Source organism: Mycolicibacterium sp. CBM1, assembly GCF_054073305.1.
This window is the reverse complement of the sequence record NZ_JBSXPP010000006.1, coordinates 35,444-48,063: the sequence shown is the minus strand read 5'-3', so window position 1 is coordinate 48,063 and position 12,620 is coordinate 35,444. Positions and strand designations below refer to the sequence as shown.

Sequence of the window (12,620 nt, the reverse complement as noted above, 5' to 3'; positions counted from 1 at the left end):
CAGTGTTGGCGCACCACGGCGATTACGCCTGACCATGATTCGGTATCCGAAGGGTCCCTCAATGATCGAGCTCACCGAGCTGACGAAGGTCTACGGCCACGGCGAGAACCGCACTGTGGTCCTGGACCGCATCACCTTCCGGGTCGACGCCGCGGAGATCCTCGCGGTGGTCGGGCCCAGCGGTGCCGGCAAGAGCACCCTGGCCGAGTGCATCAACCTACTGACGCTGCCCACCTCGGGTTCGGTGGTGGTCAACGGGGAAGACCTGACCACGCTCTCGCCGCAGAGGCTGCGGGTCGCCCGGCGCCGGATCGGCACGGTGTTCCAGTCGGCTGGCCTCTTCGAGCGGCGCACCGCGGCGGAGAACGTCGCATTGCCGCTGGAGTACCTCGGCGTGACGGCGACCGAAACCCGAAAGCGGGTCGGCGAACTGCTCGACCGGGTGGGACTGGCCAACCGCGCCAACCATTACCCGTTCCAGCTCTCCGGCGGCCAGAAGCAGCGGGTCGGCATTGCCCGCGCACTGGCATTGCGCCCCTCGGTGCTGCTGTCGGACGAGGCCACCGCCGGCCTGGATCCGAGAACCACCGACTCCGTCGTGGAGCTGTTGCGGGAACTGCGCGACGACCTGGACCTGTCCATCGTCTTCATCACCCACGAGATGGACACCGTGCGCAAGATCGCCGACTCGGTGGCCCGGCTGGAGCACGGCAGCATCGCCGAATCCGGTCGGCTGGTCGATCTGCTCACCGATCCGGGCTCCGCACTCGGGGCGGAGCTGCGGCCGCAGGGCGTCGCCAGCGGCGCCGCCCCCGGCCAGCGGGTCTGGCAGGTGGTCTACGACTCGCCGGCCGTGCCGTCGGACTGGATCGCGCACGCCTCCGCCGACCTCGGCGCACCGATCGCGGTGCTGGGCGCATCGGTGCAGCAGGTGCACGGAGTCACGGTCGGCTCGGCCACCCTGGGCATCCCGGCTGACCTGGGGGAGCGGGCCGCCGACGTGCTGGCCCGGTACGGTCTGTCCACCGGCGAGCAGCGGCTGCGGGGCGCGGCATGACCCAGACCCTGCTGGCCAACGCCAAGGTTCCGGTCGGCGAGCTGCCGGGCCTGCTGTTCCCGGCGTTGGTGGACACGCTGGTCATGGTGGGCATTGTGATGACGATCGTCGTCGCCGTCGGTGTGCCGCTCGGTGCGCTGATCCACAACCTGGCACCCGGCGGTCTGTTCGAAAACCCGGCGCTGCACACGGTGTTGAGCTGGATCATCAGCGTCGGGCGTTCGCTACCCTTCCTCATCCTGATGGCCGCCATCATGCCCTTCACCCGGTTCATCACCGGCACCAACATCGGGATCGCGGCCGCCGTGGTGCCGATGTCACTGGCCGGCATCGCGTTCTTCACCCGCATCGTCGAGAACTCGCTGCGCTCGGTGCCGCCGTCGGTGGTCAAGGTGGCCCGGGCGGCGGGCGGATCTCGCCTGCAGATCATCCGCACCGCCCAGCTCAACGAGGCGATCCCGTCCATCCTCGGTGGGCTCACCATCAACATCATCGCGATGATCGAATACTCCGCCATCGCCGGCACTATCGGCGCGGGCGGAATCGGTTATGTCGCAGTCACGTACGGCTATCAGCGCTTCGACCAGGGCGTCATGCTCGCCACCATCGTGATCCTGGTGGTCACCGTGGCGGCGGTGCAGCTCGTCGGCGACGCCCTGGTCCGCTTCACCACCCCCCATGCCCGCCTGAAAGGAACCGTGAACGCATGACCACCACCACCGACACGACCGTCGAGAGTCCCGACGACCACGGCTTCGAGCTGCGCAAGCGCCCTCGATGGATCTGGCTCGCCGCCGGGCTCGCCGTCGTCATCGTCGCCGTCGTCGCCGGGCGGTACTTCTTCTTCGGAGACACGAAGTCCGCCAACGAGATTCCCGGTGCCACCCTGGTCGTGGCCACCAATGAGGGCAACGCCGCCGAGCAGGCGCTGATCGAGTTCATCAGCCGCGACGTCGCGCCCAAACACGGCATCAAGGTGGCGTTCCGTGGGCTGGCCGACAGCAACACCATCAACCGCGCGGTCAGCGACGGTGAGGTGGCCGGCACCATCTACCAGCACAAGCTGTGGCTCGGGCAGGTGCTCGAAGCCAACCCGGACTTCCGCGAGGAGGCGGCCACCCCCGTCTTCCGCTGGGGCTTCGGCATCTGGTCGGACAAGTACACCGACGTCACCCAGTTGCCCGACGGCGCGAACGTCTCGCTGTACTCCGATCCGGCCAACGAGGCCCAGGGCCTGTGGCTTCTGCAGCGTGCCGGTCTGATCACGCTGAACCCGAACGTCGACAAGTGGACCGCCACCGAGAAGGACATCGTCGGCAATCCCAAGAACCTGAAGTTCACCCTGCTGGACTTCGCCGCGCAATCGCGCTCCCTGCCCGATCTGGACGCCGCGGTGGGCTACACCGAGTACTACCTGGCCGCCAAGGTGCCGCTGCAGCAACAGATCTTCGCCCCGCCCGCACCGGACGAGTTCGCCGGACAGCTGACCATCGGCAGTCGCTGGGCCGATACCGACAACATCAAGAAGCTCGTCGCGACATTCAAAGATCCCGCGGTGCAACAATTCCTGGCCACCGATCCGAGCGTGAAGGGCATTCTGCTGCCCCTCTAAGTCAGCTCGGGCGTGGCGGCATCGGCTTATCGGTGCCGCCACGGCGGTGACCAACGTCCGGTCGGGAAACACCCGGTCCGGCTCGCGCACTAAGGTAAGGCTCGTGGCCGAGACCGCGCCGTTGCGCGTGCAGCTGATCGCCAAGACCGAGTTCTTGGCGCCCCCGGACGTGCCGTGGAGCACCGACGCCGACGGCGGGCAGGCGCTGCTGGAGTTCGCTGGACGGGCCTGCTACCAGAGTTGGTCCAAGCCCAATCCGCGGACCGCCACCAACGCGGCCTACCTCAAGCACATCATCGACGTCGGCCATTTCTCGGTGCTCGAACACGCGTCCGTCTCGCTCTACATCACCGGCATCTCCTGGTCCTGCACCCACGAGGTGATCCGGCACCGGCACTTCTCCTATTCGCAGCTCTCGCAGCGCTACGTCCCCGAAGACGAGGCCCAGGTGGTCGTGCCGCCCGGCCTGGAGGACGACGACGAGTTGCGGCAGATCCTGCTCGATGCCGCTGACGCCAGCCGGGCCGCCTACGTCGAACTGCTGGCCCGACTGGAAGCCAAATTCGCCGACCAGCCGGCAGGATCCACTGGCCCGGCTTCGCTGGGTGTGCTGCGCCGCAAGCAGGCCCGCCAGGCCGCGCGAGCGGTGCTGCCCAACGACACCGAGACCCGCATCGTGGTGACTGGGAACTACCGGGCCTGGCGCCACTTCATCGCGATGCGGGCCAGCGAGCACGCCGACGTGGAGATCCGCCGCGTGGCCATCGCCTGCCTGCGCCGGCTCGCCGAGGTCGCACCCGCGGTGTTCGCCGATTTCGAGATCGCCGAACTGGCCGACGGCACGGAGGTCGCGACCTCCCCGTTGGCGACGGAGGCGTAGTCCGAGCGGGTAATCTAGGCGTCCGTGAGCACCAGCGGATTCGACGCCAGCGCCCGGCTGGGCACCGTTTTGACCGCGATGGTGACGCCGTTCACGCCGGACGGCGCGGTGGACACCGTAACCGCGGCGCGGCTGGCGACCCATCTGGTCGATTCCGGATGTGACGGGCTGGTGCTGTCCGGCACCACCGGGGAGTCACCCACCACCAGCGACTCCGAGAAGCTCGTTCTGCTGCGCGCCGTCCTCGAAGCCGTCGGCGATCGCGCCCGCATCATTGCCGGCGCCGGTACCTACGACACCGCGCACAGCGTGCGCCTGGCCAAGAGCTGCGCAGCGGAGGGGGCGCACGGCCTGCTGGTCGTCACCCCGTACTACTCGCGCCCGCCGCAGTCCGGCCTGGTCGCGCACTTCACCACGGTGGCCGATGCCACCGACCTGCCGGTGATCCTCTACGACATCCCGCCGCGGTCGGTCATACCCATCGAGTGGCCCACCATGCGCGCGCTGGCGACCCACCCCAACATCGTCGCCGTCAAAGACGCCAAGGCCGACCTGCACGGCGGCGCGCAGATCATCGCCGAGACCGGCCTGGCCTACTACTCGGGCGACGACGCGCTCAACCTGCCGTGGCTGGCCATGGGAGCGGTCGGGTTCATCAGCGTGTGGGGCCACGTAGTGGCCAGCCAGCTGCGCGAGATGCTCACCGCCTTCAACTCCGGTGACATCGCCACCGCGCGTAAGATCGGCGTCTCGCTGGCGCCGCTGAATGCCGCGCAGAACCGCCTCGGCGGTGTCACGCTGTCCAAGGCCGCGCTGCGGCTGCAGGGCTTCGAGGTGGGCGAGCCCCGGCTGCCCCAGATGCCGGCCACCGCCGAACAGCTCGACGAGTTGGCTGGCGACCTGCGCGCCGTGGGTGCCCTGCGGTGACCCGCTGATGAACTCCGAGTTGTCACCTCCGGGCCCGCTGGCCCCGGGCGGTCTGCGTATCACCGCTTTGGGTGGCATCAACGAAATCGGCCGCAACATGACCGTTTTCGAACACCTCGGCAGACTGCTGATCATCGACTGCGGGGTGTTGTTCCCCAACCATGACGAACCGGGCGTCGACCTGATCCTGCCCGACCTGCGGCTGATCGAGGATCGGCTCGACGACATCGAGGCGCTGGTCCTGACCCACGCCCACGAGGATCACATCGGGGCGATCCCGTACCTGCTGCGGATGCGTGCCGACATCCCGGTGGTCGGCTCGCGTTTCACCCTGGCTCTGGTGGCCGCCAAATGCCGCGAGCACCGCATCAACCCGGTGCTGGTCCACGTGGCCGAGGGTCAACGCAGCACCCATGGCGTGTTCGAGTGCCAGTACTTCGCGGTCAACCACTCCATCCCGGATGCCCTGGCGATCGCCGTACACACCGGTGCCGGCACCGTGCTGCACACCGGTGACATCAAGCTCGACCAACTGCCGCCGGACGGGCGTCCGACCGACCTGCCCGGCATGTCGCGGCTCGGCGACGCCGGGGTGGACCTGCTGCTGTGCGACTCGACGAACTCCGAGATCCCCGGGGTGGGCCCGTCGGAGAGCGAGGTCGGTCCCAACCTGCACCGGCTGATGCGCAACGCCGAGGGGCAGCGAATCATCGTGGCCTGCTTCGCCTCCAACGTCGATCGGGTGCAGCAGATCATCGACGCCGCGGTGGCCCTGGGCCGGCGGGTGTCGTTCGTGGGCCGCTCGATGCTGCGCAATATGGCGATCGCCCGCGAGCTGGGGTTCCTGCACGTCGAGGACCGTGACGTGGTCGATATCGCGATGGCCGAGGAGATGGAGCCCGGGCGGGTGGTGCTGATCACCACTGGCACGCAGGGTGAGCCGATGGCAGCGCTGTCGCGGATGTCGCGTGGTGAGCACCGCAGCATCACCGTCACCGCCGACGACCTGATCATCCTGTCCTCGTCGCTGATCCCGGGCAACGAAGAGGCGGTCTACGGCGTCATCGACGACCTGGCCAAGATCGGTGCCCGAGTAGTCACCAATCAGCAAGTGCGCGTCCATGTTTCAGGCCACGCCTACTCCGGGGAGCTGTTGTTCCTCTACAACGGGGTACGGCCGCGCAACGTGATGCCGGTGCACGGCACCTGGCGCATGCTGCGGGCGAACGCCAAGCTCGCCGTCCGCAGCGGGGTGCCCGAGGACCGGATCGTGCTCGCCGAGAGCGGTGTCAGCGTCGACCTGGTGGCGGGCAAGGCCTCCATCGCGGGTGCGGTACCGGTCGGCAAGATGTTCGTCGACGGGTTGGTCACCGGTGACGTGGGTGACGCCACGCTGGGCGAACGACTGATCCTTAGCTCGGGATTCGTCGCGATCACGGTGGTGCTGAACCGGGATACCGGCCGCCGCGCCGCCGCGCCGCAGCTGTATTCGCGCGGCTTCTCCGAGGATCCCAAGGCGCTGGAGCCCGCGACCCGCAAGGTGGAGGCGGAATTGGAATCGCTGGCCGCCAACAACGTCACCGATCCGGTGCGGATCGCGCAGGCGGTGCGGCGCACCGTCGGCAAGTGGGTGGGGGAGACCTACCGCCGCCAGCCGATGATCGTGCCGACCGTCATCGAGATCTGACGCCCCGTCGCGAGCAGACACAAACTCATACGAAAACCGCCGTCAGAGCATAAGTTTGCGTCTGCTCGCGGACCGGGGCGGCGCTCAGGCGTGCGCCTGCAGCCAGGCCACCGCGCGGTCGCGATAGGCGCTTAGGCCCTTGTATTCGGCCATGTCCTCGGGCAATTCGGCCAACACCGCCGCGGTGCGGGCGCGCCATTCTTCGACGGTGGCGACGTCGCACAGCGGGAGCATGTAGCTGCGGATCAGAAAGCAGATCGCCCCCGATTCGGCGAGCCGGATCAGATGCTGGACCTCGACCCGCAGGTGGATCAGCCGGCCGAACGTCTTGTCGTCCACGGCGGCCAGCGTCGCCGGGTCGGGCAGCCATTCGGGCAAGGTCTCGGTGGACACGTCCAGCCTGCGCCCGACGGTCATCGACCAGTTGGTGCGCCGGTAGACGTCGTTGGGCGCCAGCCGCATCAGGAACTCGCGTGCCCGGGTGATCACCCCGGACTCCCGCAGTCGCGGCACCGGTCCGTGGATCTCCAGGAACGTCATACCGACGTCGAACCCGAACGACCAGCCCGCCGCGAAGGTGACCACACCGGCGTCGGCGAACAGGTCACCGTCGCGCTGGTCGAGCAGCACGATGTCGTCCTGAACCTGTCCGGCGATGTAGGCCAGCGGCTCGCACGGCAGGCTGGCCTCGTCGCCGAGTACGAAATCCTGTGCCAGCCCGAGCAATTGGTTGCGCCAGTGCCAGGTGTCGCCATCGCGGCTCAGTGACATCGTCTCGGGGTAGGCCGTCGCGAGTTCGGTCATCAACGCCAGCATGGTGTCCCAGCAGGCGATGCGCATGTGTGGCAGCGCCGCGTACCGCGACGGGTCGGTCGCCAGGATGCGCCGGCGTTCGGCGAGTTCGTGGGTGTACTCGCTGTCGATGTCGATCACCCGCCGGCCCCACCGGCCGGTCGCGGTGCTGACCTCGGCGCCGGCCGGGGTGATGTTGGTGCTGTACCGGTAGGCGTCGGCGGTGTAGGGGAAGGGAAACGACGCCACCAGATCCGGCGCTGACACCGTGCCGGTCACAGGTCCAGCACCAACGCACCGGTGCCTCGCGACACGCAGGCCATCATCGAGGTCTCCCGCTCCTCGTCGGACAGGTAGAGGTCGCGATGCAGCACCACCCCCGAACGCACCGGCACTCGGCATTCGCCGCACACGCCCTGACGGCACATGCTCGGCACCGCTTGGCCGTGCGATTCCAGCGCCGCTAGCAGGGAAACCCCGGAATCGACGGTGAAAGACGCTCCGGTGGAGAATAATTCGACCGCGAACGGATCGCCGGGCTCCAGCTCGCCACCGAAGTGCTCGGTATGGATGCGGCTGAGCGGCCAGCCCAGCGCCGCCGCGGCCGCTGCCACGTCGTCGATAAACGGGCCGGGCCCGCAGATGTAGACATGCGTGCCGAACGGCTGGTCGACGAGGGTGGGGGAGAGCTCGGCGAGGAACGCGGCCCGCTCGGTGAAGAAGCGGGCGTGGTCGGTCAGCGCCTTGATCTCGTCGACGTAGGCGCCGCGACCCTCCCGGTGGACGTAGAGCAGCGCCGCGTCGCGGCCCCAGCGGCGGGCGCTGCGCAGGTGCGAGACCATCGGGGTGATGCCGATCCCGGCGGCGATCAGCAGGTGCCGGCGGGCTCGCAACACCGGGGCGAACGCGCTGCGTGGCTCGTGCACGACGACGGTGTCGCCGACGGCCAACTCCCGGTGGATCCAGCGCGAGCCGCCGCGTCCGCCGGCGCATTCCAACACCGACACCACGTATTCGCGGGGTGCGGCCGTCTCGCCGGTCAGCGAGTAGGCGTTGGCGCCGCCGGGGTATTCGATGACGATGTGACTGCCCGGGGTGAAGGACGCCAACACGTCCCGGTCGGGCCGGGCCAGCCGCAGCGTCCGTATGCCGGGCACACCGGCGTCGATCCCGACGACCTCCAGGGCCAGCGTGCTCATGGTGTCGGCGTCCGGTCCGGCTCGTCGGGCCCGGTGACGAAGCCCAGGTGTGCGCCGAGGCGACGGGAGACGTGGTAGTACACGAACAGCTGTCGCCGGCACCCCGGGCAGGTGACCTCCCCGGCCAGCTCGACCCGGGCGGTCACGGTGCTGCGGCAGTGCGCGCAGAACACCTCGCGGGTGTCCACCTCGGTACTGGCAACGGTGATCTCGTCGTCGGCGGCGCCGACCTCGAGCGCACGCGCGCGCACCCGAAGGCAGGCGTGCGCCGGACCGGCCAGCAGCAGCCGCCACCCGACGCTCGCCCGGTCCAGGTCGGTGACCAACGCTGCGCAGGCCTCGTCGGCGTCGGCGACCAGATGCAGCCGGGGGCGCGAATCCGGCCGGTGTGCCGCGATCTGGGCGATCCACCCCTGCGCGACGCGGCCCGCGGCGGGCCCGATAGCGAGCACTGTCCACTGGCGGCCGGACAGATCCGCCGGCGGACATGTGGGTTCGACGGCCCAGGTCGGGACGCTGGTTAGGTCCAGAGGGGGTCTCATCGCCCCCCGATCGTAGTGGCGGCGAGCAGGTCAGCGCTTGTTGACGAACCCGGCGTCCACCGGCAACGCGACACCAGTGATGTATCGACCCGCCTCGGAGACCAGGAAGTACGCCGCGTTGGCGATATCCTCGGGTTCCAGCGTCTGCACCGGCAGGGCATTGGTCAGGTCCGGCCCGCCAAAGTTCTGCTGGGCCAGCCCGTCGAGCCACGAGCGGGTGAACTCGTTGTCGATCATCGGGGTGTTCACCCCGGCGGGGTGCACCGAATTGACCCGGATGTTGAACGCGGCAAGGAAATTCGCATACGCCCGCATCAGGCCGACCATCCCGTGCTTGGCCACGGTGTAGCCCAGCGAGCCGGCGATCGGCGCGCCGATGCCTACTAGTCCGGCCACCGAACTGGTCAGCACGATCGCCCCGCCGTCGCCCTGCTTGATCAACGGCTTCATCGTCACGTCGACGGTGTGGTAGACCCCGGTCAGGTTGACGTCGATGACGTCCTGCCAGGCGCCCTCGTCGGCCATCGGGGCGATCCCCGCGTTGGCGATCACGATGTCGAGACGGCCCAGCTCCTCGATGCCCTGGTACACCGCGGACTTGAGCGCGGCCCGGTCCCGCACGTCGGCTTCCCGGGCGACGATGCGCGCGCCGGTGTCCTCGACGAGTTTGACCGTGGCGGCCAGGTCCTCCGGGGTGGCCATGGGGTAGGGCACGCTGGCGATCTGGGCGCAGATGTCGATCGCGATGATGCTGGCACCTTCCGATGCCAGCTTCACCGCGTGCGCGCGGCCCTGGCCGCGGGCCGCCCCGGTGATCAGGGCGACCTTGCCGTCGAGTTCACCCATGTTGTCAGGCGCGCAGCTGGCCCTTGGCCGGGTCGCCGGCCGGAACGGGGGTGAGCATCTTGATGTCCGGGGCGCCGTCGAGGTGCTCGCCGATCTCGCCGAACAGCGCGCCCACAGCCGGGGCGGTGCTGTGGGTGGTGAGTGCGTCGGCGTCGGCCCACTGCTCGACGAACACGAACGTCTTGTCGCCCTCGTGCAGCGAGTACAGCTCACAGCCGGGCTCCTCGTGAACCGCGGCGATCGCCTTCGTGCAGGCCGCGCGCACGGCGTCCACGGATTCGGGCTTGACGGTGAAGGTGGCGACGACGGTGACGGGCATGGGCGGCCTCCTGATTCGGGGTGTGACGGGGCTTACGTTAGACGTCCTTTGTATTGGCGCACGACCGCGGTCCCGGTGGTCGACTTGGGAACTTGATCGCAGTCCGGCAACGGCCCATTCGTAACCTGTGTGGCGGATGGTGCAGATGGGGCAGTTGCGACTAGGCTTGCCCGCATGGCGAACAAGACGGCCGCTCGCTCTGGCGCGCGAACGACCAGGTCAAAGGGTGCGTCGCGGTCGGCGAAGCCGGCACCGCGGCGCAAGCCCGCCAAGAAGCGCACCTCGTCACCGGTCGGCACCGCAGCGGCCGCCAGCGGACGCGCGGCGCGGGCCACCTGGCTGATGGTGGCCAAGGGGGCGGGCTCCACGGCGCGCTCGGTCGGCCGAGCCCGTGACATCGAGCCAGGGCATCGTCGCGACGGCATCGCGCTGGGCCTGCTGGCCGTCGCGGTTGTCATCGCCGCCGCATCCTGGTTCGACGCCGCCCGCCCGGTCGGGGCGTGGATCGACTCCGTGCTGCGCACCCTGGTCGGCGGGGCAGTGGTGCTGCTCCCGCTGGCGATCGCCGTCGTCGCCGTGATGCTGATGCGCACCGAACCCGACCCCGACGCCCGTCCGCGCCTGGTGCTGGGCTGTGCCATGATCGCGCTGCCGGTGCTGGGACTCATGCATCTGTGGTCCGGTGCCCCGCAGGACCCCGCCGTCCGCCAACGCGCCGCCGGCTTCATCGGGTTCGCCATCGGCGGACCGTTGTCCGACGGGCTGACTCCGTGGATCGCGACCCCGCTGCTGATCATCGCCGCCTTGTTCGGTGTGCTGCTGCTGACCGGCACCACCATCCGCGAGGTGCCCGAGACGCTGTACGCGATGTTCAGCACCCGTGAGCGCTACGACGACGAATACGACGACGACTACGACGAGGCCGAACCCGACGACATCGATTCGGCCGCACCCGACGACTTCTCCGACGGTTACTACGACGACCCCCGCTCCTACGCCGACGAGGCGCCGGCCTGGCCGGGCGCGCAGACCCCGGCCGGCACACCGCTGGACAACTACCCAATCGAGGAGGACGCCCCGACCGCCCCCGAGCCGGTCAAGGCGCGCCGCCCCAAGAAGGCGGTCCTCGAAGACGACCTCAAAGACGAGGAGCCGGCCCCCAAGCAGGACACCAAGGTCCTCGAGAAGGTCGTCGATCGCGTCGTCGAGGGCCCCTACCATCTGCCCGCGCTGGACCTGCTGATCCCCGGCGATCCGCCGAAGCGGCGCAGTGCTGCCAACGAGCAGATGTCGGACGCGATTTCGTCGGTGCTGCAACAGTTCAAGGTCGACGCCGCCGTTACCGGCTGCACCAGGGGGCCGACCGTCACCCGCTACGAGGTCGAACTCGGCCCCGGGGTGAAGGTCGAGAAAATCACTGCGTTGCAACGCAATATCGCCTATGCCGTGGCCACCGAGAGTGTGCGGATGCTGGCTCCGATTCCGGGCAAGTCCGCCGTCGGCATCGAGGTGCCCAACACCGATCGCGAAATGGTGCGACTGGCCGACGTTCTCACCGCGCCGTCCACCCGTCGCGATCACCATCCGCTGGTCATCGGGCTGGGCAAGGACATCGAAGGCGACTTCATCTCGGCGAACCTGGCCAAGATGCCGCATCTGCTGGTGGCCGGCTCCACCGGCTCGGGCAAGTCCAGCTTCGTCAACTCGATGCTCGTCTCGCTGCTGGCCCGCGCCACGCCCGACGAAGTGCGGATGATTCTCATCGACCCCAAGATGGTGGAACTGACGCCTTATGAAGGCATTCCGCATCTGATCACGCCGATCATCACGCAGCCGAAGAAGGCCGCGGCCGCCCTTGCGTGGCTGGTCGAGGAGATGGAACAGCGCTACCAGGACATGCAGGCCTCCCGGGTGCGCCACATCGACGACTTCAACGCCAAAGTGCGCTCCGGCGAGATCAGTACACCGCTGGGCAGCCAGCGCGTCTACAAGCCGTACCCCTACATCATCGCGATCGTCGACGAGCTGGCCGATCTGATGATGACCGCGCCGCGTGACGTCGAGGACGCCATCGTGCGCATCACCCAGAAGGCCCGTGCGGCAGGCATTCATCTGGTGCTGGCCACCCAGCGCCCGTCGGTCGACGTCGTCACCGGTCTGATCAAGACCAACGTGCCGTCGAGGCTGGCGTTCGCCACCTCCTCGCTCACCGACAGCCGCGTCATCCTCGACCAGCCGGGTGCCGAGAAGCTGATCGGTATGGGCGACGGCCTGTTCCTGCCGATGGGAGCCAGCAAGCCGCAGCGGTTGCAGGGTGCCTACATCACCGACGAGGAGATCCAAGCCGTCGTGCAGGCCTGCAAGGACCAGGCCGAGCCGGAGTACACCGAGGGCGTCACCGCCGCCAAGCCGTCCGGCGACCGCTCCGATGTCGACCCCGACATCGGCGACGACATGGACGTCTTCCTGCAGGCGGTGGAACTGGTGGTGTCCTCGCAGTTCGGCTCGACGTCGATGCTGCAGCGCAAATTGCGGGTCGGCTTCGCCAAGGCCGGTCGGCTCATGGACCTGATGGAGACCCGCAACATCGTCGGCCCGTCCGAGGGGTCCAAGGCACGTGAGGTGCTGGTCAAGCCTGATGAACTGGCCGGCACCCTGATGCTGATCCGCGGTGGTTCGGACGCCAACGGCGAGGAGTTCTAGCGGTTGATTGAGCGCTCACGCCGCACACCGCGGGCGGGAATGACACGTGAGCGCTC

Annotated in this window: 12 protein-coding genes; 7 read left to right on the top strand and 5 right to left on the bottom strand. The window is 68.6% G+C overall.

The window, feature by feature from the left end; translation table 11 throughout:
• Positions 1-61 precede the first annotated feature (61 nt).
• The 6 genes from ACXDF8_RS10080 (at position 62) to ACXDF8_RS10055 (ending at position 6,163) form a co-directional block, all read left to right on the top strand.
• Entirely contained in the window at positions 62-1,057 is a 996-nt protein-coding gene (locus ACXDF8_RS10080) for a methionine ABC transporter ATP-binding protein (RefSeq protein WP_457223113.1), read from the top strand.
• Entirely contained in the window at positions 1,054-1,767 is a 714-nt protein-coding gene (locus tag ACXDF8_RS10075) for a methionine ABC transporter permease (protein ID WP_457223112.1), read from the top strand. The genes ACXDF8_RS10080 and ACXDF8_RS10075 overlap by 4 nt, the downstream gene beginning before the upstream one ends.
• Positions 1,764-2,669, top strand: a complete 906-nt coding sequence (locus tag ACXDF8_RS10070) for a MetQ/NlpA family ABC transporter substrate-binding protein (protein ID WP_457223111.1) — start codon at positions 1,764-1,766, stop codon at positions 2,667-2,669. The genes ACXDF8_RS10075 and ACXDF8_RS10070 overlap by 4 nt, the downstream gene beginning before the upstream one ends.
• 103 nt (positions 2,670-2,772) lie before the next feature.
• The gene (gene thyX, locus ACXDF8_RS10065) at positions 2,773-3,549 is read left to right on the top strand and encodes an FAD-dependent thymidylate synthase (RefSeq protein ID WP_457223110.1); all 777 of its coding nucleotides are present in this window, start codon (positions 2,773-2,775) and stop codon (positions 3,547-3,549) included.
• A gap of 78 nt (positions 3,550-3,627) precedes the next feature.
• Positions 3,628-4,476, top strand: a complete 849-nt coding sequence (dapA, locus tag ACXDF8_RS10060; RefSeq protein WP_457223359.1) for a 4-hydroxy-tetrahydrodipicolinate synthase — start codon at positions 3,628-3,630, stop codon at positions 4,474-4,476.
• 7 nt (positions 4,477-4,483) lie between these two features.
• The gene (locus tag ACXDF8_RS10055) at positions 4,484-6,163 is read left to right on the top strand and encodes a ribonuclease J (RefSeq protein ID WP_457223109.1); all 1,680 of its coding nucleotides are present in this window, start codon (positions 4,484-4,486) and stop codon (positions 6,161-6,163) included.
• 84 nt (positions 6,164-6,247) lie between these two features.
• Here ACXDF8_RS10055 and ACXDF8_RS10050 read toward each other — a convergent pair whose 3' ends face one another.
• The 5 genes from ACXDF8_RS10050 to ACXDF8_RS10030 are packed head-to-tail and all read right to left on the bottom strand — an operon-like array spanning position 6,248 to position 9,861.
• Entirely contained in the window at positions 6,248-7,234 is a 987-nt protein-coding gene (locus tag ACXDF8_RS10050; RefSeq protein WP_457223108.1) for a heme-dependent oxidative N-demethylase family protein, read from the bottom strand.
• The gene (locus ACXDF8_RS10045; RefSeq protein ID WP_457223107.1) at positions 7,231-8,154 is read right to left on the bottom strand and encodes a PDR/VanB family oxidoreductase; all 924 of its coding nucleotides are present in this window, start codon (positions 8,152-8,154) and stop codon (positions 7,231-7,233) included. Before ACXDF8_RS10045 ends, ACXDF8_RS10050 begins: the two co-directional genes overlap by 4 nt.
• Entirely contained in the window at positions 8,151-8,696 is a 546-nt protein-coding gene (locus ACXDF8_RS10040) for a dimethylamine monooxygenase subunit DmmA family protein (protein WP_457223106.1), read from the bottom strand. Before ACXDF8_RS10040 ends, ACXDF8_RS10045 begins: the two co-directional genes overlap by 4 nt.
• A gap of 30 nt (positions 8,697-8,726) precedes the next feature.
• On the bottom strand, positions 8,727-9,542 hold the full coding sequence (locus ACXDF8_RS10035) for a mycofactocin-coupled SDR family oxidoreductase (protein ID WP_457223105.1): 816 nt from the start codon (positions 9,540-9,542) through the stop codon (positions 8,727-8,729).
• Between the two features lie 4 nt (positions 9,543-9,546).
• The gene (locus tag ACXDF8_RS10030) at positions 9,547-9,861 is read right to left on the bottom strand and encodes a putative quinol monooxygenase (RefSeq protein WP_457223104.1); all 315 of its coding nucleotides are present in this window, start codon (positions 9,859-9,861) and stop codon (positions 9,547-9,549) included.
• Positions 9,862-10,035: 174 nt separating this feature from the next.
• Between ACXDF8_RS10030 and ACXDF8_RS10025 the strand changes: the two genes are divergently transcribed.
• Entirely contained in the window at positions 10,036-12,564 is a 2,529-nt protein-coding gene (locus ACXDF8_RS10025; protein ID WP_457223103.1) for an FtsK/SpoIIIE family DNA translocase, read from the top strand.
• Positions 12,565-12,620: the final 56 nt, after the last annotated feature.

Excerpts from the sequence above, each read along its gene's own strand:
- ACXDF8_RS10080 (WP_457223113.1), top strand. The coding sequence starts at position 62 with ATGATCGAGCTCACCGAGCTGACGAAGGTCTACGGCCACGGCGAGAAC.
- ACXDF8_RS10075 (WP_457223112.1), top strand. The coding sequence starts at position 1,054 with ATGACCCAGACCCTGCTGGCCAACGCCAAGGTTCCGGTCGGCGAGCTG.
- ACXDF8_RS10070 (WP_457223111.1), top strand. The coding sequence starts at position 1,764 with ATGACCACCACCACCGACACGACCGTCGAGAGTCCCGACGACCACGGC.
- dapA (WP_457223359.1), top strand. The coding sequence starts at position 3,628 with ATGGTGACGCCGTTCACGCCGGACGGCGCGGTGGACACCGTAACCGCG.
- ACXDF8_RS10055 (WP_457223109.1), top strand. The coding sequence starts at position 4,484 with ATGAACTCCGAGTTGTCACCTCCGGGCCCGCTGGCCCCGGGCGGTCTG.
- ACXDF8_RS10045 (WP_457223107.1), bottom strand. The coding sequence starts at position 8,154 with ATGAGCACGCTGGCCCTGGAGGTCGTCGGGATCGACGCCGGTGTGCCC.
- ACXDF8_RS10040 (WP_457223106.1), bottom strand. The coding sequence starts at position 8,696 with ATGAGACCCCCTCTGGACCTAACCAGCGTCCCGACCTGGGCCGTCGAA.
- ACXDF8_RS10035 (WP_457223105.1), bottom strand. The coding sequence starts at position 9,542 with ATGGGTGAACTCGACGGCAAGGTCGCCCTGATCACCGGGGCGGCCCGC.
- ACXDF8_RS10030 (WP_457223104.1), bottom strand. The coding sequence starts at position 9,861 with ATGCCCGTCACCGTCGTCGCCACCTTCACCGTCAAGCCCGAATCCGTG.
- ACXDF8_RS10025 (WP_457223103.1), top strand. The coding sequence starts at position 10,036 with ATGGCGAACAAGACGGCCGCTCGCTCTGGCGCGCGAACGACCAGGTCA.